General features: G+C 51.6%; 25 protein-coding genes and 1 pseudogene. 11 read left to right on the forward strand and 15 right to left on the reverse strand.

Going from position 1 to position 23863, the window contains the following annotated elements; translation table 11 throughout:
* Positions 1-261: 261 nt before the first annotated feature.
* Together AC07OI_RS01230 and AC07OI_RS01235 are read left to right on the forward strand one after the other, a co-directional pair.
* Complete coding sequence (locus AC07OI_RS01230) at positions 262-519, forward strand: BTH_I0359 family protein (RefSeq protein WP_423006001.1); 258 nt, start codon at positions 262-264, stop codon at positions 517-519.
* Between the two features lie 276 nt (positions 520-795).
* The gene (locus AC07OI_RS01235; protein WP_495256022.1) at positions 796-1824 is read left to right on the forward strand and encodes an adenosine deaminase; all 1029 of its coding nucleotides are present in this window, start codon (positions 796-798) and stop codon (positions 1822-1824) included.
* Positions 1825-1898: 74 nt separating this feature from the next.
* On the opposite strand, the gene AC07OI_RS01240 is transcribed toward AC07OI_RS01235, so the two are convergent.
* Entirely contained in the window at positions 1899-2645 is a 747-nt protein-coding gene (locus AC07OI_RS01240) for an SDR family oxidoreductase (protein ID WP_495256023.1), read from the reverse strand.
* Positions 2646-2750: 105 nt separating this feature from the next.
* On the opposite strand from AC07OI_RS01240, the gene AC07OI_RS01245 reads away from it, so the two are divergent.
* A complete protein-coding gene (locus tag AC07OI_RS01245; RefSeq protein ID WP_495256024.1) occupies positions 2751-3665 on the forward strand; it encodes an AraC family transcriptional regulator in 915 nt (304 codons plus the stop codon).
* 20 nt (positions 3666-3685) lie between these two features.
* Here the strand turns inward: AC07OI_RS01245 and AC07OI_RS01250 are convergent, their stop codons facing one another.
* The gene (locus AC07OI_RS01250) at positions 3686-4852 is read right to left on the reverse strand and encodes an NAD(P)/FAD-dependent oxidoreductase (protein ID WP_492703853.1); all 1167 of its coding nucleotides are present in this window, start codon (positions 4850-4852) and stop codon (positions 3686-3688) included.
* An 8-nt stretch (positions 4853-4860) separates the two neighbouring features.
* Positions 4861-5874: a GlxA family transcriptional regulator gene (locus AC07OI_RS01255; protein ID WP_495256025.1), complete on the reverse strand. Its 1014-nt coding sequence runs from the start codon at positions 5872-5874 to the stop codon at positions 4861-4863.
* 126 nt (positions 5875-6000) lie between these two features.
* Between AC07OI_RS01255 and AC07OI_RS01260 the strand changes: the two genes are divergently transcribed.
* The 6 genes from AC07OI_RS01260 to AC07OI_RS01285 all read left to right on the forward strand — a co-directional run bounded on the left by AC07OI_RS01260 (position 6001) and on the right by AC07OI_RS01285 (position 9662).
* The gene (locus AC07OI_RS01260) at positions 6001-6267 is read left to right on the forward strand and encodes a tautomerase family protein (protein ID WP_495256026.1); all 267 of its coding nucleotides are present in this window, start codon (positions 6001-6003) and stop codon (positions 6265-6267) included.
* A complete protein-coding gene (locus tag AC07OI_RS01265) occupies positions 6264-6695 on the forward strand; it encodes an MAPEG family protein (protein WP_492703856.1) in 432 nt (143 codons plus the stop codon). The genes AC07OI_RS01260 and AC07OI_RS01265 overlap by 4 nt, the downstream gene beginning before the upstream one ends.
* Positions 6696-6750: 55 nt before the next feature.
* Complete coding sequence (locus AC07OI_RS01270; protein ID WP_492703857.1) at positions 6751-7332, forward strand: gamma carbonic anhydrase family protein; 582 nt, start codon at positions 6751-6753, stop codon at positions 7330-7332.
* Between the two features lie 142 nt (positions 7333-7474).
* A complete protein-coding gene (locus AC07OI_RS01275; protein WP_492703858.1) occupies positions 7475-8635 on the forward strand; it encodes an HDOD domain-containing protein in 1161 nt (386 codons plus the stop codon).
* Positions 8636-8841: 206 nt separating this feature from the next.
* A complete protein-coding gene (locus AC07OI_RS01280; RefSeq protein WP_492703859.1) occupies positions 8842-9378 on the forward strand; it encodes a DUF6985 domain-containing protein in 537 nt (178 codons plus the stop codon).
* Between the two features lie 11 nt (positions 9379-9389).
* A complete protein-coding gene (locus tag AC07OI_RS01285) occupies positions 9390-9662 on the forward strand; it encodes a hypothetical protein (protein WP_492703860.1) in 273 nt (90 codons plus the stop codon).
* Here AC07OI_RS01285 and AC07OI_RS01290 read toward each other — a convergent pair.
* The 6 genes and pseudogenes from AC07OI_RS01290 to puuE all read right to left on the reverse strand — a co-directional run.
* A pseudogene (locus tag AC07OI_RS01290) lies at positions 9659-10123 on the reverse strand (NuoB/complex I 20 kDa subunit family protein); the annotation flags it as partial. The gene AC07OI_RS01285 and the pseudogene AC07OI_RS01290 sit on opposite strands and share 4 nt — an antisense overlap.
* Before the next feature lie 119 nt (positions 10124-10242).
* A complete protein-coding gene (locus AC07OI_RS01295; RefSeq protein ID WP_495256027.1) occupies positions 10243-11139 on the reverse strand; it encodes a CPBP family intramembrane glutamic endopeptidase in 897 nt (298 codons plus the stop codon).
* Between the two features lie 124 nt (positions 11140-11263).
* Entirely contained in the window at positions 11264-11710 is a 447-nt protein-coding gene (locus AC07OI_RS01300) for a carboxymuconolactone decarboxylase family protein (RefSeq protein WP_495256028.1), read from the reverse strand.
* A gap of 98 nt (positions 11711-11808) precedes the next feature.
* On the reverse strand, positions 11809-12705 hold the full coding sequence (locus AC07OI_RS01305) for an RNA polymerase sigma-70 factor (RefSeq protein WP_495256345.1): 897 nt from the start codon (positions 12703-12705) through the stop codon (positions 11809-11811).
* Between the two features lie 116 nt (positions 12706-12821).
* Positions 12822-13913 (reverse strand): porin, encoded by a 1092-nt coding sequence (locus tag AC07OI_RS01310; protein ID WP_492704152.1) that lies wholly within the window; start codon positions 13911-13913, stop codon positions 12822-12824.
* Between the two features lie 129 nt (positions 13914-14042).
* On the reverse strand, positions 14043-14987 hold the full coding sequence (gene puuE / locus AC07OI_RS01315) for an allantoinase PuuE (protein ID WP_495256029.1): 945 nt from the start codon (positions 14985-14987) through the stop codon (positions 14043-14045).
* A 341-nt stretch (positions 14988-15328) separates the two neighbouring features.
* Here puuE and AC07OI_RS01320 point away from each other — a divergent pair, with 341 nt between their 5' ends.
* Positions 15329-16174: a DUF817 domain-containing protein gene (locus tag AC07OI_RS01320; RefSeq protein ID WP_495256030.1), complete on the forward strand. Its 846-nt coding sequence runs from the start codon at positions 15329-15331 to the stop codon at positions 16172-16174.
* A 259-nt stretch (positions 16175-16433) separates the two neighbouring features.
* On the opposite strand, the gene AC07OI_RS01325 is transcribed toward AC07OI_RS01320, so the two are convergent.
* Positions 16434-16922, reverse strand: coding sequence for a GNAT family N-acetyltransferase (locus AC07OI_RS01325; RefSeq protein ID WP_495256031.1), 489 nt, complete (start codon positions 16920-16922; stop codon positions 16434-16436).
* Positions 16923-17545: 623 nt separating this feature from the next.
* Between AC07OI_RS01325 and AC07OI_RS01330 the strand changes: the two genes are divergently transcribed.
* Complete coding sequence (locus AC07OI_RS01330; protein WP_495256032.1) at positions 17546-19441, forward strand: erythromycin esterase family protein; 1896 nt, start codon at positions 17546-17548, stop codon at positions 19439-19441.
* Positions 19442-19487: 46 nt separating this feature from the next.
* Here AC07OI_RS01330 and AC07OI_RS01335 read toward each other — a convergent pair whose 3' ends face one another.
* From AC07OI_RS01335 to AC07OI_RS01355, 5 genes are read right to left on the reverse strand one after another with little or no spacing between them, the layout of a single operon-like run.
* Complete coding sequence (locus tag AC07OI_RS01335) at positions 19488-19757, reverse strand: hypothetical protein (protein WP_492703868.1); 270 nt, start codon at positions 19755-19757, stop codon at positions 19488-19490.
* The gene (locus tag AC07OI_RS01340; RefSeq protein ID WP_495256033.1) at positions 19758-20894 is read right to left on the reverse strand and encodes a DUF418 domain-containing protein; all 1137 of its coding nucleotides are present in this window, start codon (positions 20892-20894) and stop codon (positions 19758-19760) included.
* Positions 20895-20933: 39 nt separating this feature from the next.
* The gene (locus AC07OI_RS01345; protein ID WP_495256034.1) at positions 20934-21938 is read right to left on the reverse strand and encodes an ABC transporter ATP-binding protein; all 1005 of its coding nucleotides are present in this window, start codon (positions 21936-21938) and stop codon (positions 20934-20936) included.
* Positions 21931-22920 (reverse strand): ABC transporter ATP-binding protein, encoded by a 990-nt coding sequence (locus AC07OI_RS01350; protein WP_495256035.1) that lies wholly within the window; start codon positions 22918-22920, stop codon positions 21931-21933. The genes AC07OI_RS01345 and AC07OI_RS01350 overlap by 8 nt, the downstream gene beginning before the upstream one ends.
* A 23-nt stretch (positions 22921-22943) precedes the next feature.
* A complete protein-coding gene (locus tag AC07OI_RS01355; protein ID WP_495256036.1) occupies positions 22944-23861 on the reverse strand; it encodes an ABC transporter permease in 918 nt (305 codons plus the stop codon).
* Positions 23862-23863 lie beyond the last annotated feature (2 nt).

Below are 23863 nucleotides of genomic sequence, written 5' to 3' on the forward strand. Positions count from 1 at the left end.
GCCATGCCGTAATACTTCATAGCAGCACAGAATAGTCCTAGGTATTACGGGAGTAAGAGTCCCAGAGTAAGCGCAGCGAGCGGCGCTAGTTTGGACCGAGACGCGCAGTCGTACGAATGTACGGCGAGCATCACAGGTTCAAAATCGCTCAGCGCTTAGCTTAATCTGGGGCAATTCTTGAAATTCGCTGTATGCAACATCATGTAAGCACCATGAACGGTAACCCGAGGAAATATCCTCCAGCCAGAAAGGATGCATAAAATGAACATCATTTACAACAGCGATCAATATAGCGTCATCGAATATGGCGCAGATACTGACCATGAAGCCCTGCGCTTTGGCGGTTATGAAATTACCGACAAGGCCGTACGCCGCGAATGGTTTATTGGTGGCCCGCTGGCTATCAATTTCCGTAAAGACGTGACTGAACTCATTGCCAGTGAACCCAGTATTGAAGAAATCGATGATTTCCTTGGTCAGTTCGATGGCTATATGGGACAAAGCGTTTTACTGCATTAATCTATAAATAACAAGCACCAAGCATCACAAGCCGATGAAGAACGCGACGCGATAATAAGTATGGGCGATGGCTAGGGCTGTCGTCCGTACTGCTTCGCGCCTGTTCACCGGCTGGCCGTAAAAATCCCACACCATCAAGCACTGGCCAGTATCAATATGCGGCTATCTATACAGAACATCATCTGGTTTTGATATCCTGAAAAGGGTGCAGTGATATCTTCAGCGTATCATTGCCATACTTTTATCCGGCACTTACCCTATTTCAGGTTCAAGATCATGAGTAATCAATTGCACGACTTTATCCGCGGTCTGCCCAAGGCAGAATTGCATTTGCATATAGAAGGCTCACTGGAGCCTGAGTTGATGTTTGCCCTCGCCCAAAAAAACGGCGTGCAATTACCCTACGCCAGCGTGGAAGAAGTACGCGCAGCCTATGATTTTGCAGACTTGCAGTCTTTCCTGGATCTGTATTATGCCGGTGCTGCCGTACTGCAAACCGAACAGGATTTTTTTGACCTGACGCATGCCTATATAGAACGCGCCCTGGCCGACAATGTGCGCCATGTAGAATTGTTCTTTGATCCGCAAACCCATACGGCACGCGGCATACATATTACTACTGTGTTCTCAGGCATCGCTCGCGCCTTGCGCGAAGCGCGTGCAAGTCATGGATTTTCTGGCGCGATGATCTTGTGCTTCCTGCGCCACCTCAGTGAAGAAGATGCGATTGCCACGCTGGAAGCGGCCCTGCCCTTGCGCGATGAATATGCTGACCTGTGGACAGGCGTGGGTCTGGATTCTGCCGAAGTCGGCAACCCGCCAGAAAAATTTGCCCATGTCTTCACGATAGCGCAAGCCATGGGTTTTCGTCTTGTCGCACATGCGGGTGAAGAAGGCCCGCCAGCCTATATCCATAGCGCCCTCGATGTCTTGCAAGTTGAACGTATAGATCACGGCGTACGTGCAGAAGAAGATCCAACCTTGATGGCCAGGCTGCAACAAAGCCGCATGCCTCTGACGGTATGCCCACTATCTAATTTAAAGCTGTGCGTAGTCAAGGATATGCGTGAGCACAATCTGGCGCGCATGCTACGTGCTGGATTATGCGTGACCATCAACTCAGATGACCCGGCTTATTTTGGTGGCTATATGAATGCGAATTACATAGCCACTGCCGATGCGTTGGAGCTGGGTAAAGAAGAATTAGTACAACTGGCGCGCAATGCCTTTGAAGCTTCGTTCGTGTCAGATGAGCAAAAACAGCTCTGGCTGGATGAGCTCGAAGCATACGCACAGCAAAACTGAGCCATCAATATACGCATTCCTGCCTAGGTAGAAGCCGGGGCAGGAATGCTGGACACATCTCGCCACATCTCGCTTTAATTCACAGCCATCAATGCCTGGGCATCCGCCCCTGCAGCAATGCGCATGGGGCTGGATGCATCGGTCGCGGCATACCATACCGCCTCTGCCACATCGCTGGCTTGAGTCAGCAACGACTGCGATTCAGCCCACCCGGCAAACACAGCCTGCGCCAGCTCAGCATAAGCCGGAGGAATACTTGTTTGCATGCGTGGTCTGGCATTGTCACCAAAGCGCGTCTCTGGTGCTCTCCCTGGCAGCACCAGCTTCACACTCACATTGAATTGCTGCAGTTCCAGCGCCAGCGATTCAGTAAAGGCATTCACTGCCGCCTTGCTGGCGGTATACACAGCCAGCAAAGGCAAGGCTTTCAGAGTCACGCTGGACGTGACATTGATGATGACGCCCTGCTTGCGCAACCTGAACTGCGGCAGCATGGCCTGTGTCATGGCGATGGTTCCCAAAGTATTGGTTTCAAAGACTTCACGTGCCGTTGCCATATCTGTCCCTTCCAGAGCGCCCAGCATGCCTATGCCAGCATTATTGACCAGTACATCAATATCTCCTGCTGCCTCAACTGCTGCGCGTATGCTGCCTGGATTGCTGACATCAAGAGCCAGCAGACGCAAGTGTTCTGAGCGTGGCAGCAGGTCTTCGCGCGGTGTACGCATGGTAGCGATGACTTTCCAGCCGCGCTCAAGAAAGTATTGTGCCGTGACTAGGCCGAACCCGGATGAGCATCCGGTGATGAGTACAGTTTTCATGATGATGTCCGAAAGTGGTTTTTTGGAAATCAGACTATAATCAGTCGCGGCTGGACTATCCATAATCAATAATCCGCCTTTCGTTAGCAATCGTCCGGGAATTTCATGTCAACAGACCCTCTTGCCGAAGTAGTCAGCCTGCTGCAGCCCCAGGCCAGGCATGCAAAAGTCGTCAAGGCTGCGGGTTCGTGGCGGGTGCGCCGCCAGGAATCGGGACAAAGCTTCTATTGTCTTATGCTTGAAGGCAACTGCCGCTTGACAGCGGCAGGACAGGCCCCTGTACTGCTGCAACAGGGTGACTTTGTACTTATCCCCGCCACCCATGGCTTTAGCATGTCCAGCATGGAAGCACTGGCCGAGGAAGATGCCGATACCGGGCCGGTTGCCTTGTTGCATGGTGAATTCAGGCTGGGCAGCCAAGATGGGCCGCCTGAGGTGATACTGCTGGTAGGGCATTGCAGCTTTGCTTCACCAGACGCCGCCTTGCTGGTGTCACTGTTGCCGCAATTACTGCATGTGCGCGGTGAACAGAGATTGAGCGCGCTGGTACAACTGATCAGCGAAGAATCGCGTGCGCAGCGGCCCGCGCGGGAAGTCATACTCGCGCATCTGCTGGAAGTCTTGCTCATAGAAGCCCTGCGTTCCACTGCGGGTAGTAATGCATCGCCCAGCCTGTTACGCGGGCTGGCAGACGAAAGACTGGCGATCGCACTGCGCTCCATGCATGAAAATATCCAGCAGCCCTGGACGGTGGCGCAACTGGCCAGGCAGGCGGCCCTGTCACGTTCGACTTTTTTCGAGCGCTTCAGCCGCACTGTGGGCATCGCCCCTATGGAGTATCTGCAAACCTGGCGCATGGCAAAGGCCAAGAAAATGCTGGCGCAGCAAGAAGCCAGCATCACGGAAATTGCAGAATATGTGGGTTATGGTTCTGCCAGCGCCTTCAGTGTTGCCTTCACCCGCCATGCCGGTATGCCGCCCACGCATTTCGCCAGGGAGGCGATGAAGGCAGCAGGCTGATCTGCCTTGCAAGCGCAGGTTCAGATCACATTCTTTTCCAGCAAAGGCTGGTTCAGCAGCACGCGTTGTGCAGAAAGGGGCGACAGATCCAGACTCAGATAAGCACCATCCACCAGTAGCTCTGCAGTACCGCGCCCGGTAGCGGGTGCATGTTGCATGCCATGGCCGCTGAAACCATTCGCCAGCACCAGGTTGGCTAATTGCGGGTGCGCACCGATGACGGCATTCTGGTCAAACACATGGTATTCATAATAGCCAGCCCAGGCTCTCTGCATGCGCAGGGCTTCAAAAGCGGGAACGCGATTCGCCATGATTTGCCAGACTGTATCGAACTGTTCATAGTCTGCTTCCAGCGGTGCATCATCAGGATCATTTTCCGGTGGCAAGCCACATATCCAGTGCTGGCCCTCTGGCCGCAACCATAAACCGGATGGATCAATGATGAGTGGGCAGGCAGGAGTCTGTGCCGGACTGGATACCACAAACACTGTGCGCTTGCGACCAACCACAGGCAAATCAAAACCCGTACCCGTCAATAAAGACCGTGCCCAGGCACCGGCTGCATTGACGGCGGCATCGCATTTAATGACCATGCCATCCTGCAAACGTACGCCGGTTACTCTACCCTTCTCATGCTCAAAACCTTGTGCATCTGCCTGCAGATAACTGACACCCAGGCTGCGCGCCTTGCGGCGAAATGCCATCAGCAAGGCATAGCCATCAAACCAGCCTTCACCACTGAGGCCCAGCGAACCTAAAGCCAGATCATCGACGTTCAACCAGGGGAATTTCTGCTTTAGTGCAGCTTGATTTAGCAGGGCAACATCCACCTGCTCAGCTCTTTGTATCTCATGATTTTCACGCAAAGTGGCGGCACCAGCCTCAGTCGCCAGATACAGGTAGCCATGTTCGCTGAGACCCAGCTCCGGCAACTCGCCATCAACAGCGAGGTGCTGATGCAGGTCACGCAAAAAGGCGATGCCAAATTGCGACATCTGTATATTCAGCGGCGTGCTGAATTGCTGGCGTATCGAACTGGCAGAGAGAGCAGATGAAGCATGGGTATAAGTCGGGTCTCGTTCCAGCACGGTGATCCTGCCCTGGAAGCGTGGATGTACTGCTAAAAAGTACGCCACCGCACTGCCGATAACGCCACCACCAACGATCACTACATGTCTGCTATCCATAGTTATCCTCAGAATCTCAATCCAAACCTGCGCCGGTAATCCTTGGGCGTCACTTGTGCCCATTGCTTGAAGATTTTACTGAAGCTGGAGACATCTTCATAACCACAGCGTGCAGTAATGTCCTCCAGCGACAGACGGGTGGTTTCCAGCAAGGCCTTGGCGCGCTCCACCCTTAATTGTTGCACATAGTGGATGGGGCTGAGCTTCATCGATTCCTGGAAACGCCTGAGCAAAGTCCGCTGGCTGACATTGCAATAGCTGGCAAGGTCGGCCATGGCCCATTGTTGATCCAGACGCTTGTTCAGCCAGCGCCGGGCACGTTCAATTACTGCATGACCCTGGTCCTGTATGATCGCCTTGGCGACATAAGGAGCCTGACTATTTCTGTTGGCATCGACCACCAGTATCTTGGCCGTCATCTGGCGTAATTCTTCACCGGCAAAATGCGCTACCAACCAGAGAGACAGATCGATATACGAAGTCACGCCGCCAGACGACACCAGTTGACCGTCCTGCACAATCAGCTCTTCTGCCTCCAATAAAACCTGAGGGAATTTCTTGCGAAAATAAGCGCTAAGCCACCAGCTGGTCGTAGCACGGCGGCCGTCAAGCTGGCCTGTCCGTGCCAGCAGGCTGGTGCTGGAACAGCTGGAAATCAGCAGACCATCGTCCCGCAGATAAGTTTCCATCAGCGCTTGCTCCGGCGCCAGCGCATCGAGCAAACCATCGAGCTGACTGCTGTCTCTGTGATCCACTCCCGGCACCATGAGGGCATCCAGTTTTTGCTTATGGATGTCATGCGCCTGAAAATGCAGGCCATCGACTTCTTGCAAGATATCGCCACGGGCACTGACCCAGAAAGCCTCGAAATGCACAGGCTTGGCGCCGGCAGGACGTATGCCTGCCAGGGTATTGGCAATGGTAAAAACATCCAGCGGCATCACTGCCCCGCTGCGCAGGCAGCCAGGATAGACCAGCACACCTATGCGGATAATTCCGTCCTTTGTTGTCTTCATCGTCATTTGGTTATCCTGTCCAATTTGCCACATCTGTCCAATAAACACCTTTTTATGTCGATTCAGCCAATGGTAGTACTTTTCTGCAGACCGCACAATGCAGTCTCTTACAACCAAGCACAGGAGTACACCATGCCCTATGTACAAATCAATACGATTAAAGGAATGCTGAACACGGAGCAGAAACAGCGCCTGCTGGAAAAAATTGCCGATGTACTGGTCGAAATTGAAGGGGGTGGTGACCCGGAATTCAAGAAATCGGTCTGGATCAATATCCAGGAAAGCGAGGCAGAAGGCTGGTCCATGAGCGGCTTGCGCCCATCGAGCCAGCAAATTGCGCAATTTGTGGCGATCAGAGACGTGCGAACCGGCCCACAAAATGCGGAGGTAGCACCATGATGAGTTACCCTGCCCTGCCCAGCTTTGTACTGGCCCTGCTGGCGCTGTTCCTGAAGGCAAGCTTATTGAGCGGCGTACAGATCATCAGCCGCGTACGCAGCCGTCGCTATCTCTTGCCTGAAGATGCCGGCATGGCTGGCCTGCGCCCGGTGGAAGCAGAGGCTGAACTGGTGCAGCGCTGCGCCCGCGTCTGGCGCAATGATGTAGAAAACCTGCCACTCTTCCTGGCTCTGGCACTGACTTATGTGTTACTGGGTGGCGAGTTATCCAGCGCCAACTGGCTGTTTGGCAGCTATGTGCTGATACGCTATTTGCATACCATCGTCTACCTGCGTGGCTTGCAACCCTGGCGGGCAATATTGTATCTGTCTGGCATGCTGGTGTGCTGGATGATCGCCATCGGGATACTTCAGCAAATGCACCTATAAAGCAGTATGCTGTTGTCTTTCATCAATTGAATCAGTTGATTTTTTGGGGGAGTAAATGGCTTTCATCGGTCCGGATGTCAAACTCGACAAGCCCGCGTATATCCACGACACGGCGCAACTGTATGGCAAGATCAGCGTGGGGCAAAATGCCTCAATCTGGATGAATGTCGTCGCCAGGTCTGAGCATAAAGAGATCATCATTGGTCCTTACACCAATATCCAGGATTTTGTCATGCTGCATATCGGCGACCAGACTCCGACCATCATAGGCAGCCATTGCTCCATCACCCATCACTGCACCATCCATGGTTGCACCATAGGTGACAACTGTCTGATAGGCATCAATTCCACCATCATGGATGGCTGCGTGATAGGCAATAACTGCATTATTGCCGGGCATACTTTTCTCAAGGAAGGTACTGTCATTCCTGACAATTCCATCGTCATGGGTACGCCGGGCAAGGTCATACGCACGCAAAACAATTATGTACGCAACCGCCTGAATGCCTATATGTATTACAAGAATGGCCTGGCTTATGCACGTGGTGAATACAGGGAATGGGCCAGGGAAGAATTCCCCGCAGAAATCATGGCAGAAATTGCCATATTGAATGCCCAGCTTGCCGCTGGGGAATGACAATTTAAGTTAAAAGCGGGCAACTAATTCACGATAGCTGGCGCTTGGGATTGACATGCTCACGGCAAATATACACACTGAATGCTCTGGCGCATCATGAGCATCAAGATGCGCTATTTCAGTTTGAATCGAAAGGGCAGCCGTGGCGAATACCCTGAGCAAATTCTTTAACCGCCTGTTCGGTGCAGAACAGGCCACGCCTGTCAGCAGCCAACCCACGCCAACTCCAGTGCCTGCGGTTGTAGCTGCACCAAAGACACCTGAAGCAGTAGTGACTGCAAAACCCGAACCAGAGATTGCAATACCTCAGCCTGAGCCAGCTCCCGTAGCAGAAGCCCCGGCAAGCAGTACAGCCACGACAGAAAAACTCGTCGCCTGGAAACCTGCGCTGCCTGTCGACAGCCTGTTCTTTGACTGGGTCATGGGTTATCCCGGTGAAGGCGGCAGTTTTGAAACTGAGCAGACTGTCATGCAGGCACTGTACAAATTGCTGGCGTCTGACCTGAATGACGCCGTCATTGTGCCGCGCGTACCCAGCGTCATACCGCAATTGCTGAACAGCCTGCGCAGCAAAACCATCTCTGCCGGTGAATTGTCACGCCAGATCGTCAAGGACGTGGTGCTGGTCGGGGAAGTCATCAATACCGTCAACAGTGCCCTGTACAACCCGGCTGACCGCATCAACAGTCTGGAAAAAGCTGTCATGGTCCTCGGTGAAGAAGGCTTGCGGCTGGTGATCGCCAAGGTCGCTTTCCGTCCCATCATCAACCTCAATGCCGGCCAATTCACCCGCCGTGCCGCGCCACATATCTGGGGTCAGTCAGAAAAATGTGCGGTCGCCTGCCATACGCTGGCCCGTGATATTGATCCCTTCCACGCGTTTTTGACTGGCTTGATGAAAAATGTCGGTCTCATCATCGCTTTCCGTTTGCTGGACCAGATTTGTGAGCATGGTAAATTCAAATATTCCCCCGCCTTCCAACCTATCTTCTCGTCCGTCGCAGCGACCCTGTCTTACCGTATTGCCCAGCGCTGGGAATTTCCTGAGCATGTAATCCTGGCGCTACAACAACAGGCAGGTGGCCGCAAAGCCATAGAATGGAGCCCATTGGGCCATTTGCTGCACACCGCCGACCTGATCGCCAAAATGCGTTTGCTGGTCAACCATGGACAATTGAATAGCACCGATAAAAAACTCAGGGTAGGTCTGAATCCGGCTGAAATCAGTTGCTTTGATCACTTGAATGAAATCCAATTGTATGACACGACCGGGGTGCAACAGCATCCTGAAGCACAAACTTAAGGAACGTCTGATTAAGTTACTGCGCGAAGCTATTTGGGGCCTGCGATGCTCGCCGTACTATCGTACGACTGCGCGTCCGGACTTTCAATGCGCCAAACTAACGCCGCTCGCTACACTTAATCAGAACTTCCTTATTGAGTCTGGGTTGAGTGTGGGACAATAGTGATTATGGCGTATATTGCCCAACCCACTAAAGAAAACTCACCATGAATATCCCAGGACTTGGGCCAGTAGAAAAAGATGAAGAAAATGGCTGGTACATCAGCGAGCCCATACTCATCCCCGCCTTGCAAGAACAAGAATACGAGTTCCTGCTGGAAGGCTATGACGAAGCTGACGATGCCAGCAAGGCTGATTTTCATAATGCCATTGCCAACTTCATTAAACTCGACCCGGCAGTTCTGAGCAAAGCCGAATCCGATATCTTTGCCTATTACCAGGACGTAGCCAACTACCGCAAATCCGAGAAGCTGGATGTAGTACAGATAGCCCAGCCAGCCGACGTCTGGCAGCACATACAGTATGGTTATGAAGCCCTGGTGTCCCAGCGCCCTAACGGCGACAAGACTATCTATGTTTCGCTGGAATGTGATTGCGACTGGGATGAAGAAAACGGTTTGCAACTGGTTTTCCGCAATGGCACAGAAATCAGCAAGCTCGGTCCTTTTGATGATTACCTCAGCAATGCCGATGCCTTTGGCGAAGCCAGCCTCGATAAAGTGGTTTATCAAAGCCGGGGCTGATGACTGCTAGCATGGAAATCAGGCCAAGCACAAACTGGGCTGATTTTGCCCAAGCCGATGAATTATCCCAATTGATCTGGGATGGTTTGTCGGAAGCAGATGGCGCATGGCATTACATGAATTTCACGTCTGACATGTCCATCTGGGAATCGGGGCATGATGGCAGTGCCATCACCATGCTCTACCAGGGCGAACGCCTGCAAGAATTGCTGGTGACGCCCGGCCTGGCATATGACTATCTTTTGCCCTTCATACAAAGCTTCAAGTTGAATGTACTTGCTTAACGCTCTATCATTTTCCTGCTACGTATCTTCCTCTGCAATTGTATGACTCCGTAAATCAGGGCCTCTGCTGTAGGTGGGCAGCCGGGGATATACACATCGACAGGCACGATGCGGTCACAGCCACGCACCACTGAGTACGAGTAATGATAATAACCACCGCCATTCGCGCATGAACCCATGGAAATGACGTAGCGCGGCTCTGCCATCTGGTCATAGATGCGGCGCAGGGCAGGTGCCATTTTATTGGTCAGCGTACCAGCAACGATCATCAGGTCAGCCTGCCTCGGACTGGCACGCGGGATCATGCCAAATCTTTCCATGTCATAGCGTGAGGCTGCTGCCTGTATCATTTCCACTGCACAGCAAGCCAGGCCAAAAGTCAGGTACCAGAGGCTATTGGTCTGTATCAGCCTGCTCACATCATCAAGACGCGTCAGCAAGACATGTCTTCTTTGAGTACTTCCAGTTCTTCCATCATGACTCCCTGTATTAGTGACAGGGGCAGTCTAGCCATGACAATTAATTCATACTTGTATCAGTACGACGAATTTGTACCGACACGTCATCACGTTGAAAAAAATCAGGCCAGACGCGGATAGGTAAACAGGAGGAAGTGGCAAAGATTAAAAGCAGCATGCGTCAGTATCACCCATTCCAGCCTGCGGGTCTGATGATAAACGATGGCATAACCCAGCCCCGCGACTGTCGCCAGGGCGGCATACTGTGTGCCGCCACCCAGATGTGCAAGACCAAACAGGATTGCCGATACCGCAATGGCCAGATAGCCAAGGACAGGTTTGTCACCAAGACGGTAGATTGCTTCCTGTATCAATCCACGGAAAAAGGCTTCTTCTGCCACGCAGGTCAAAAACAGGTTTATGGCCAGGAAGAGGAAAGTCGCTTCCGGCAATTTGGGAAGAAAACGGAAGAAGTGCGTGACCAGACCCAGGACGATCAAAACCGAGATGGTCAGCAGGGCGGGCAAGGCAATGCGCTTGCCATCGGCCAGGAATTGCTTGAAGCTGCTGGCGCGTGAGCAAAACAGGCTCAGCAACAAATAACCCGCCATGCCCTTGTCGAAATTGGCATACAGGGTAAAAGGAATGGCATCATCGCTGAACCTGACCTTGTCCAACAACAGGATATTGTGAAAACCCGGCACTTTGTGCATGGCCAGCACCAGGGCCATCACCAGCGCCAGGACACCGGCCAGTATGCGCAAGGAAAGTGGCAAAGTATTCCTGACACTTGCCCACAGCAAAAGTGCAAGCATCAATAGCACCACCGCTGCCACTGGAGTAATGAGGCCACAGACCAAAGCAAATACCCCTGCAAGCATGGCGAGCAGGTGGCCGGGCACCAGGCTTTTGACTGGTCCGGACACAGCTATTTTTGGCAACCATGCCGCTGCGATGGCGGCATACAAGAAAATGTAAGGCAGTATCTGGAGGAATGGCAACTCGGGCACAGTAGTCATGGGAAATAATCCTGTCAGGCGGTTGTTTGTTTCATGCAAGTTTGCCAAGGATAAATAACTTTATAAAAATGTCAATATTTATCCCCGACCTTGCTGCAAACATTTACCCAGCCTGATTTACGATTCAATTACGCATGCTAAAACTTGCCCCACAAGCAATCGCCACCCTGTTCCAGGCGTTCATGAGGCCGACGGCAAATGCCAGATCAACCAGTTCTTTTTCTGTGAAGTGTTTGGGCAATTCCTGTTGCAGCGCCTCATCCACATGTTTGCCCGCGATGCCAGTCAGCGCCTCGCTCCAGGCCAATGCGACTCTTTCTTTTTCACTGAAGCAGGGCGCTTCGCGCCAGCATATCAGACTGTTGAGTCGCTGGAAATTATCGCCGAGTTCCAGCAAGTCATGCGCATGCTTGTCTACGCAAAAAGCGCAGCCATTGATTTGAGATACCCGCAAGAACACCAGGTCGATGAGGGATTTGCCAAGGCTGCTGGCATCCAGCACCGTGTTCACACCCGCAAGGGCTTGATAAGCTGCAGGTGCCAGGCCAGGGAAATTGAGTTTGAGTGTCATGATAATTCTCCAGTTTTAAAATGAGTCAGCGAAATTGCTTTCTTCATCTATAAGACGCTGGAGAAAATCGGTTTGTGACAGTTTGTTTGAATAATTTCTTAAATAGTTGTCGCAGGCAAAGTCATACCCTGATAAGCCTGCAATTTGTCAGGATTGCGTATGGTGTACAGATCAAGGATTTTTTCACCGTCGCTGACGATAGAGATAGTCGCATCCAGTTTGCCATCAATAAAGCGCAGCAAACCAGGTTCGCCATTGATACTGACTTCAACAAACTGCATGCGTTGGGGATAGGTTCTGGCGACAACATGGTACAGACGCGCTATGCGTGCTGCGCCATGCAGAATGCGGTTGACAGATGCGACCTTGCCACCACCATCGCCTATCATTTGCGCATCATCGGCAAACAAGGCACTGAGTTCTTTTAAATCACCGCTTTGTGCCGCCAGACTAAAACGCTGCAGCAATTGCCGGTGATGATCACGGCTGACCTGGAAGCGCGGTCTTTCTTGCAGCACTCTTTCTTTGGCGCGGTGTACCAGTTGACGGCAGGCCGCTGTCGTCTTGTTGAGCATGCCTGCCACTTCCGGGTAATCGACGTCGAATACCTGATGCAAAAGAAATGCTGCCCGTTCTTCAGCCGATAATCGTTCCAGCATGGTCAGGAAGGCCAGTGAGACATCGCTGCTGAATTCAGCCATCAGTTCTGGCGTCCGGTGATCAACTTCTATCATGGGCTCTGGCAACCAGGGGCCGGTATAGTTTTCGCGCTCGCGCTTGAGGACACGCAGCCTGTCCACGCAAAGACGGCTGATGACAGTCACCAGCCAGGCCTGAGGTTCACGGATTTGCAGTAATTCTTCATCGCTGAGTGCATGCCAGCGTAAATAGGTATTTTGCACCAGGTCTTCTGCCTCGGCACGAGATGCCAGCATGCGATAGGCAATGCCAAACAGGCGGGGTCTGTGCTCAGTAAAGCTTTGCAGGCGATTCATCATGGCGAAATCCGTTAGGTACATGATGATAAGACGAATCAGACTTAGCGGTTGTGACAGCGGATAGAAAAAAACCGCAAATCTTTCAATATGCGGTTTTTGTCAGCTTAAGCAACTCAGAATCTGTGGCGTATGCCAGCAATGACGCTGGTAGCACGGTCCGCCGTACTGATCTTGTCACTCATCAGCACTGCATACACATCGGTACGCTTGGACAGGTTGTAGTCATAACCAGCCGACAGGGTATCGCGCTTGTACTCAGTATTGGCGGTCAGCGTGCCATTGCGTTTGGTGTTTGCATAAGCCAGCAAAATGTCGCCGCCACCCGCCGGGATCTTGGCACCCAGGCTATAAATCTTGTCATCCATCTGTTTGCCAGCCGCATTGTCATTTTTGCTGGAGGTATAAGTCGCATACAGCTTGGCGGCTGTCAGGTCATAACTGGCACCGACGAAGTAAGCAGTCTGGTTATTGATGGAGGCGAAGTTCACCGGTGCTGATGTGGCATCGACGATTGCCGAGCCGCCAAGAGGATTCGAGACCTGGACTTTTTGATAGAAGGCACTCAGGGCCAGCGGGCCATTGAAGTACAGGGCATTCAAACCTATATTGCGCGTGCCTGTATCGCCGGCTTTTTCACCAAACTGGTAATGCATATTGGCACTGAAGCCTGAAAAATTAGGGGTGCTGTAAATGATTTCATTACTCCAGCCTGAATCACCCGCGGCTGAGTTGGCCCAGGTACGTGAAGCAAAACCACCAGACGGTACATACCAGTGCAGCACCAAAGGCGAAACATCAAAGGAATCACCAAAGGGATTGAAAATCACCACAGGCAAAAAGCTGGGTGCAAGATCACGTCCCAGCGAGACACGGCCAAAACTGCCAGACAGGGCGACATTGGCATCACGTGAAAACAGAGTATCTCCACCAAAGCGGCCAGACTCACCGGTATCAGGGCGCAGGAAAGCAGTCAGTGCAAATTCTGCCTTGAGGCCACCACCCAGGTCTTCTACTCCCTTGAAACCAAACCAGGATGTTGTCATGCCACCAGGCGTGATGGCAGCCGTGCTGGCTTTGTCGCCACTCATTTTGACTGTACCCACAGACAAATCCACCAGGCCTTGCACGGTGACGCTGGATTGCGCCAGTGCACTGCCTGCACACAAACAAGAAGCGACTGCCAAAACCATGAATTTCATTTGCATTTTCATCTTTTTTCCTTCTCTCAGGTTTAACAACGATTTTTTTCAGCGTGGTGGCAAATCAAACTTTGTTAGCTCAATCAAGTTCAGGCAGGGTTTGGATACACCCAACCTGGTCAGCAGGCGCTGCATTTATTTAACAACATAGGGATGTACTTGTTTCCAGTGTTCTGCGATATCGATGCGGCGGCAGACCCAGACCTTGTCATGTGACTGCACATAGTCAAGGAAACGCTGGAAGGCACGGAAACGTCCAGGCCGCCCCAGCAAGCGGCAATGCATGCCTATGGATAGCATTTTTGGTGCATTGTCGCCTTCAGGATCACCTTCGGCATACAAGAGGTCGAAACTGTCTTTCAGGTAATCATAGAAATGCTCGCCCGTATTAAAACCCTGCGGCGTGGCAAAGCGCATGTCATTGCTGTCCAGGGTATAGGGCACCACCAGATGAGGATGCTGCTGGCCATCGCTGGTCGTCACCTGTGTCCAGAATGGCAGGTCATCGCCGTAATAATCAGCGTCATAGGCAAAACCGCCGTGCTCGACGACCAGCTTGCGGGTATTCGGTGAATCACGCCCGGTATACCAGCCCAGCGGCGCTTTGCCTGTCAGCTCGCGCATGATTTGCACGGCTTGTTGCATGTGTGCACGCTCCAGGGCTTCATCCAGGCCTTGATAATGTATCCAGCGCAGGCCGTGGCAGGCGATTTCATGCCCCAGTTCACCAAAGGCCCGGGTCAGCTCAGGATGGCGCTGCAAGGCCATGGCGACACCAAACACGGTCAGCGGCAACTGGCGCTTTTCAAATTCACGCAAGATGCGCCAGACACCGGCGCGTGAGCCATATTCATAGATGGATTCCATCGACATATGGCGCGCTTCATACGCTGCTGCACCAACGATCTCGGATAAAAACTGCTCGGACGCACGGTCACCATGCAGTACACAGTTTTCACCGCCCTCTTCATAGTTCAGAACAAATTGCAGGGCTATCCTGGCCTGACCCGGCCATTGCGCATGCGGGACATGGCGGCCATAGCCTATGAGGTCACGAGGATAATTATTTGACTGCGTCATACTTTTTATTCTCCGGAGTGCATACTGCTCAGGGTGGTTAAACCCAGGCTTTCATCGTTCTTGTTGAAGCTGATGGTGAATGCAATTGATGTGCCATCTTGATGTGCCATCCTGCTTTTTCACCATATCGTTTTCCATATTTATTCAGGATTGTCAGCATTTTTTCAGTGATACATATACTGTTTTTAGTATATGTTCTATTACGCATCAATTAAACAACACAGGTATTTGGCAAAAAGAAGAGGACTTGCCAAGTAAATTCTGTGTAAGTGCCATGTAACAGTGGCAAGCAGTGTCACCACTGTGACGACAAGCGCGGCAGGCTTGTTACAATGCAGCCCATGCGCCTGCAATCCATAGACCAGTTCCTCATTGAACCACCCCGCCCTGAAAATCTGGCAGGTTTTCGCCGTTTTTTACTCGAGTTCTGGTATTTCGGCATCAAGGAGGTGCGTTCCTGCCTGTTCGTCGGCCTGTTTTTTGCATCGATACTCATCGTACCCAAGGCTGGTTTGTTTGGCTTGCCACGTTACGATGTACTGTTTGTGATTGCGCTGCTGATACAGGCTGGCATGGTCTGGAGCAAGCTGGAGACCGTTGATGAACTGAAAGCCGTGACCCTGTTCCACATGGTAGGTTTTGCATTGGAAGTGTTCAAGGTATCGGGCCAGATACAGAGCTGGGCTTATCCTGAATTTGGCTATACCAAGCTATGGGGTGTGCCGTTGTTCAGCGGTTTCATGTATGCCAGTATAGGTAGTTATATCATCCAGGCCTGGCGCTTGTTTGATTTGCGCATACGCCATCATCCGCCTTACTGGATGGCTGGCCTGATAGGCATACTGATTTACCTGAATTTTTTTACTCACCACTATATCGGTGACTATCGCTGGTATCTGGCCGCCTGCGCGCTAGGCCTGTATGCGCGTTCGTCGGTCGTGTTTCGTCCGCTGGACCGTGACCGCAGCATGCCCCTGCTACTGTCCTTCGTGCTGATCGGTTTCTTTATCTGGCTGGCAGAAAATATGGGGACCTTCTTTGGTATCTGGCGCTACCCGAACCAGTTGGGTGCCTGGTCCACTGTACATGTAGGCAAATGGAGTTCATGGTCTTTGCTGGTCATCATGACGTTTACCATCGTTGCCCATCTCAAGCATATCAAGCGACATATTCATATCGCTGAATGAGTCATTGCGCAGTTTTTAAAGTGTCCAGGCAAAAAAATAGCCCGCTATTCGCGGGCTTAAATCCAAACCTTAGGAGGTGTTGGAGGAGACAGGTACTACTTTAATGCAGCGCAACATATCTGTATGCTTTATTATGCGTATATCAGGTATACACATTTAGAATATCTCTCCATGCATGCATACCACTTTGCTTTTTCATGGCTGATTTACTGCACAATGTGCATACCAGTCAGATACTGAGCACTTCTAGAGTAGTTCTTCAAACTTCCTCAAGGAGTTTGGCCATGATGAAATCGTCTATATATTCCTGCTCATCGCTGCGCTTATAGAATTGACGCAACCTGCCCTCAATCTCGAAACCCTCGCGCTGGTAAAAGGCAAGTCCCCGGCTATTGTCGGCTTCCACAATTAATTCCACCCGTCTGATTCCCATTGCCTGCAACGCCTGTATCGCTCCTGCCAGCATGGCCTGGGCTATGCCCTTACCCTGATAGTGCGGTGCGACTGCCAGCGTCCCCAGCTGAGCGACATGGGCAGCACGGCCAGGGTAACGGCTGATTCTGTAAAAACCGGCAACCTCTTCCTGGCTCAGATGCACAAAAAATGCTTTGCTGCTCAGCAGTTCATCAAAAATGAGCGAGAACTGCTCCAAAGGCATGGGATCATAACCAAGAAAACGGACTACTGCTTCGTCCATATAGATGGCGTAGATAGCATGTAAATCATCGCGATTCGCTAGTCTTTGCATGAAAATCCTATTTGTTTTTTACAGCATAATTCTGAGAAAATTATCACAATATACACTCAATAGTGATATGTCGATTTAGGTGCTGCACAGAAAAGCAAGGCGAGAGGATATTGGATGGCAAAAAAAAACCCGCAAACTTTGCGGGTTTAAATCCAAACCTTAGGAGGTGTTGGAGGAGACAGGTGTAACTATATCGCAGCGCAACAAATTTACCAAGATCTATTTATGCATATCAATCATTCATAAATCACATATCAGGGCGTATGAAATATTTCCTCATGGAATTAGAGTACTTATGAAATTCGGAATATACAGAGTGAGGAAATTAAATAGGCAAAAAAAACCCGCGACCTTGCGGTTGCGGGTTAAATCCAAACCTTAGGAGGTGTTGGAGGAGACAGGTACTACTTTATCGCAGCGCAGCAAATAAGTCTTCTTTATTTTTGACATAATAGTTATCACCATTTTAAATATCTCTATAGCTGCCTATGGCTTCTCCTTATGTCTTTGTATAAAACAAACATCCAATTCATTATCTGATATCGTCCCCTGCAATACATTGATGAAATCCTTCTAATTGACAAGATTCCCAATCACTCTGCTAACCTACTGCAAATTTATACATGCAATTTCTCAAGCTGCGCTTCCTACTTAGGCAATCCGGTAAACACATTATCTATGCCAGCCTGGCAATTGCTTCATCCATGTTGACGACACAGGCTTGCTCTGCTGAACTCGCTGTCGGCAATCTCAGCTTTGAAGAATGGCAGACAGGGCAAAGCCTGCCGGTTGGCTGGAAGATGATGGTAGAAGCACATACTGTCAGTGCTGATTGTCAGCTAGCCCAAGAGGGGAAGTGCTCGGTCAAAATTGAGAGTCATGCGAAAACGCCGCAAGGCGCGATGACTGTCATCGGACAAACCCTGATAGCCAGCACAATAGGTGGCCATCCTTTGCGCTTGTCTGGCTGGATCAAAACCAAAGATGTTAAAAATGGCCGCGCTGAACTCCTGTTTCAGGTCGATGGCAAATTAAAGACCGCCGTGGCTGATGCCATGCTGGGCAAGCGCGGGCCAACCGGCAACAACGACTGGCAACGCTTTGAGATTAAAGTACCAGTGGCCGCCAATGCCACTGCAGTCCATTTTGGTGTCGGGCTTGTAGGCCAGGGAGTTGCCTGGTTTGATGATTTGAAACTGGAAGTAGATGAAAGCATCACGATAGCTGACATCGCCGAAACCAGGCGACCAGCGCGCCCGCAAAAATCCATGCAATTGCAAGATGAGCAGAGCCTTGCTTTACCTCCAGGACTGATCCCGGTTATAGAACCTGCATGGCAGGCAGACATACAGAAAAATGCCCACAGCCTGCGCTCACTTTTCAGTGATGACTTCAGCGACCTGCAATTTCTGAAACCCATGTTGAAAGACAAGCGCATTGTGCAACTCGGCGAAAGCGCCCATGGTGTCGCTGAATTCAACTGGATGAAAGCACGTCTGGTCAAATTCCTTCACCAGGAAATGGGCTTTGAAGTCATCGCCATGGAAGCATCGATGACCGCTGCCGATGCAGCCAATGCCAATCTCGATAAAACTTCTGGTCTTGAAGCCATGCGCAGCAGCCAGTTTGGCACGCTCGCCACAGATGAGACACTGGACTTGTTCACTTACCTGAAGCAGGGTACGTCAGGCAAACCTCGCCTGATGCTCGCAGGATTTGATAATCAGGACAGTGGTTACCTGGGACATCAGAACATCACCAACAGGTTCAAATCCATGCTGTCGGTAATAGAGCCAGTTCCGGCACTAGCCGGGCAAGTAGATGGCGCGGAAGAGAAATTGAATGCCTTGCTCAACAAGCAAATACCCGTGACTGCGGCAAGTGAATTGCCTGGACACTATCAACTCATCGCCGATACTTTGCTCAAGAACAGGGCAAAACTGGCGCAGCATTTTCCAGCATACATGGTGGATATGACGATACAGGAAGCCAGATCAAGGGTGACGTTCAGCCAGCAACTGAATTTCCCTCCCACGAGCAATGAATCCACAGAAATACGCGACCAGCGCATGGCAGAGAACCTGAACTTCCTGGCCGACACAATCTACCCGAAAAAGAAAATCCTGGTCTGGGCACATAATTTTCATATCGCCAATGACTGGGCTGACAAGGCACACGCAAAAACCATGGGCGTATGGATGGCAGAAAAACGCCGCAAAGAAATGTACACCATAGGTCTGTACATGGGTCGTGGTGTTCTGGGCAGTTATGGCAAGGAAAGTTACACTGAAATTGCAGTACCACCAGCAGGCAGCCTGGAAAGTATCTTGGCAAATGGCCGCCTGAAAATGAGCTTTGTCGATTTTTCACTAGCAAAACCAGATGCCAGTAACAGCTGGATGTTCTCAACTGGCTATGCACGCTACTGGGGTATGACGCCAGAGGCCATTATTCCAGCCAAAGCCTATGATGCTGTAATTTATATCGACAGCGTTACTCCTTCGGAGTATCCACACTGACCCTCAGAATCATGCTGCGCTGAAATACGCCCAGGCAGTGCGTATTTCAGACAGAGCCATCACCGGTATCGGCCAGATTACCAAGGTCGAAATCATAGTCATTTCCATCACCTGGCTGGTTTGCAGCGCGCCTGGCTTGTTTTCTATTTAACTCTGCAGCCGACTCGTCTTCTTGCCGTTCACGTTCACGGATGTCACGCAATTCTTGCCTGGACATGACTATGGTTTCTGGCAGGGCAATACCGCACTTTTCACATTTGGCGTAGCGCTGGTTAAAAACAGGGAACCCACATGCAGGGCATTTTTGTTCAGACATTCAACTCCTCTGTTTCTCATTGAATGAATGCGCATACCTGGACGCTTTATTTCTTGTGACACGACGCAAGACCCACTCAAGCGGGCCATGTTCGAAATGAGTTCGCCAGACATGAGCAAAAATAATGGCCGACAAAAAGAATATGCCAGCAGCAGTCACCGTCCTGAGCAGGCTTTGCGGGCCATCCAGATAATCAAGCGCCTCCAGGATAGTCATGCCCAGCAGCACATGCGCCAGATAAATACTCAGTGCCAGTTGCCCTGTATGCACCAGGGCCCGCAAGCATAGCGTGCTGGCAAATTTTTCTGCCAGGTAAATGCACGAGACGATGATGACACAGGCACTGCCGCTCGCAGAAATCATATACACAGGCAAAGGCGGCAAGGGATCAGTTTTACTGAAAACATGGGCGAGTCCAGCGATCGCCTCAAAATTGCCAAAAGCATGAAACAAGAACAGTGCCAGGAGTTCAGCGCTAATGATCGCCACCACGCCAGCCAACAATAGCCGCCAGCGCATGGCGGGTGCATGCATATCCAGACGCCCTATCAGCATACCCAGCAGCATAAATCCCATCCAGGGGAAGAAGGGATGGAAGCCATTGAAAAACAGATTCATCAAAAAGCCTGGGATTGTCCAAAAATTGGAATAATGGAGTAAATCCCAATTCCAGTTCTGGCTATAGTTCAAGCTGAAAAACAGGGCAGTAAAGATCAGGCAGGCAACCGCTACCAGTATGAAAAGCAAGCGGGATGAAGCACTTAGCAAGAGCGCCGCCAGTGCTATATACAAACCATAATAATGCAGGATGTCGGCTGGCCATATCCAGATATATAGCAAGCCAAAACAGAACAGAAAAACAGCACGCTTCAACAGACTGACTCTTTGCTGGCGCAATACGAGCGGATCACCCGACAGTCTGGCGGTATTTGTCATGAGGCTGATACCTACACCCGCAAGTATTACAAACAAGGCTGAGGCACGGCCATCAAGATGGGTGAAGATACTGAGCCACCGCAGGTCTTGCCCATCCCTGCCTACTTGCGCATGCATGACGACTTTAAAATTGACCGCGATCATGCCAAAGATGGCAAGGGCGCGTGCCAGATCGTAGCCTGAAATTCTTTGCTGTTTCACTGTGCTTCTATAAATACATCAGAAGCAACAAGATAACCATCATGTATTTAAATGGCAAGCTGAAAAGTGTAAAGGAGACACTTCTCTGAGCAAGGGCTGTTCTGTCACACACCTGGGCATGGCGTGCGGGCAGCGTGGATGGAAGTGGCAGCCAGTCGGCGGATTAAGCGGAGAAGGAATTTCGCCCTTGATGGCGACATATTCCATCTTGCGCACTTCCAACCTCGGGGCAGAGGTCAGCAAGGCTTGCGTGTAGGGATGGTTAGGCCGCTCAAAAATTTCTGTAGTCGCAGCGGATTCCACCACGCGACCCAGGTACATGATGAGTACGCGGTCAGACACATGCCTGACTACACCAAGGTCATGGCTGATGAACAGGTAAGTCAGCTTCAGTTCGTCACGCAGTTTGATGAACAGGTTCAGGACTTGCGCCTGTATAGACACATCCAGCGCCGCTACAGCTTCATCGCACACCAGAAGTTCTGGCTTGACGGCGAGGGCTCTGGCGATGCCAACGCGGGCACGCTGTCCGCCAGAAAACTGGTGCGGAAAGCGTTTCAGCACAGCCGGGTCCAGCCCTACTTTTTGCAGCAGGTGTTCTACATATTCCTGCTGTTCTGCAGCCTTGATGATGCCATGCACGACTGGCGCTTCGCCGACGATGTCTTGCACACGCAGGCGCGGGTTCAGCGAGGCATACGGGTCCTGGAATATCATTTGCACTGCCAGTTGCATTTGCCTGCGTTTGGCCTGGCCCATGTCTGCCAGGTTTTCACCACGCCACCAGCGAGTACCGTCAGACAAACTGTGCAGGCCCACTGCCATGCGCCCTAGTGTAGATTTGCCGCAGCCTGATTCGCCGACCAGACCGACGACTTCACCCGCTTGCAAACTCAAATCGACTTGATCAACTGCATGGACGATTTGCTGTTTGCTGTCAGCGCCAAATAGTTGCGTCAGTTTGTCAGTCAGCGCTACAGGTTTGGCAAAGCGCTTGCTGACCTGGCGTAGTTCCAGTAAAGCTGGCAGACGGATATCAGTCATGCCTCACCTCTGCCAGAGTTTGCATGGGATGGAAGCACGATACACTATGCCCGTCCAGGCTCTCCACCACCGGGTCCTGTTCACAAACTGCAGTAGCACGTTCACAGCGCAGGCGGAAGGCGCAACCTTGCGGCAAGTTCAGCAAAGATGGTGTTGACCCCGGTATCTGGCGCAAGCTTTGCCCATGCAGGTTGCGTGACGGTGAAGACGCGATCAGGCCATGGGTATAGGGATGCCAGGCCTGGTCCAGTACTTGTTGCACGCTGCCGCTCTCGACTATCTTGCCGGCATACATGACGGCGACAGTATCAGCCAGCCCAGCCACCACGGACAGGTCATGGGTAATCCAAATCAATGCCGTGCCGGATTCGCGGCAAAGCTTTTGCATTTCATACAGGATTTGGCCCTGTATGGTGACATCCAGCGCGGTAGTCGGCTCATCGCAGATAATCAGCTCAGGCTCATTCAAGAGTGCAATGGCGATCGCCACCCTTTGCCGCATGCCGCCAGAAAACTGATGCGGATAGGACAGCAGTCTTTCATCTGGCGAAGGTATGCCAACCTTGACCAGGGCGGCGCGTGCCATGTCGCGTGCTTTTTCGCGGCTGACCTGCTGATGAGCAAAGATGGTTTCCATCATTTGCGTATCAATGCGCAAGACCGGGTTTAGGGTCATCATCGGGTCCTGGAATATCATGGCGATACGGTTGCCACGGATTTGCCGCATGGCTTCTGCCGACAGGTGCCGCAACAAATCCTGGCCCTTGAACAGGACCTTGCCTGCCGTGACTTTGCCGGGTGGGTCTATCAGGCCCATGATGGAATAAGCCGTCATGGATTTGCCAGAACCGGATTCACCCACCAGGCCCATGATTTGGCCCGGCTGCACGCTGAAGCTGACATTATTCACCGCACGCACAGTACCGGCGCGGCTGGCAAATTCAGTCTGCAGGTTTTGTACTTCCAGAGTCGCGATTGTCATGATGTCTGTTCCACCTATTCCAGCTATTGCGTCTGCAAGCGCGGGTTCAGCACATCGCGCAAATGGTCAGCCACCAGGTTGATGGATACCACCGTCAGCAACAAGGCCAGGCCGGGATAAAAACTGATCCAGTATTTGCCGGATAACAGATATTGGTAACCATTGGCGATCAGCAAACCCAGTGAAGGCTCGGTCACTGGCAAACCCAGGCCCAAAAATGAAAGCGTCGCTTCCAGCGAAATCGCCGATGCTACCTGCAAGGCTGCGATGACGATCAGCGGCGGCAGGCAATTCGGCAGCAAGTGGCGCCAGATAATACGCGCCGGTGACAAGCCAAGGCCGACTGCGGCTTCTATATATTCTTTTTGTCTTTCCACCAGTGCCGCACTACGGGCAGTGCGCGCATAGTAGGCCCATTGCACCAGCACCAGCGCGATGATGATCTTGCCTACACCCTGCCCTGTCAGCGCCAGCAAGATCATGGCAATCAGGATGGCAGGGAAAGATAACTGTATGTCGGCAATACGCATGATGATGGCTTCGACACGACCACCCAGATAACCCGCCAGCAAGCCCAGGCTCAAGCCGATTGCCAGCGCAATCATGGTGCTGGAAAAACCGACGATAAGGGATATACGCAAACCATAGAAGATGGCCGACAGCATATCGCGCCCCTGTTCATCGGTGCCTAGCAAAAACCTGTGCTTGCCATCGGCAGAGAGTTTGCCAGGTTCCAGGCGTGATTCCATGACATCCAGCGCCATCAGGTCATAAGGATTTTGCGGTGAAATCAAGGGCGCAAATATCGCCAGCAAGACCAGCAGCAATAAAACCAGACTGCCCAGGCTGGCGATGCGGCTGGCAAAGAAGTCGCGCAAGAAACGCTGCAGGGGCGTTTCAATTTTGGGGCTGATAGTTTCTGTCGTCGTCAAATTCGTCATCA

This window comes from Undibacterium sp. GW821-FHT07F11, from assembly GCF_059418665.1.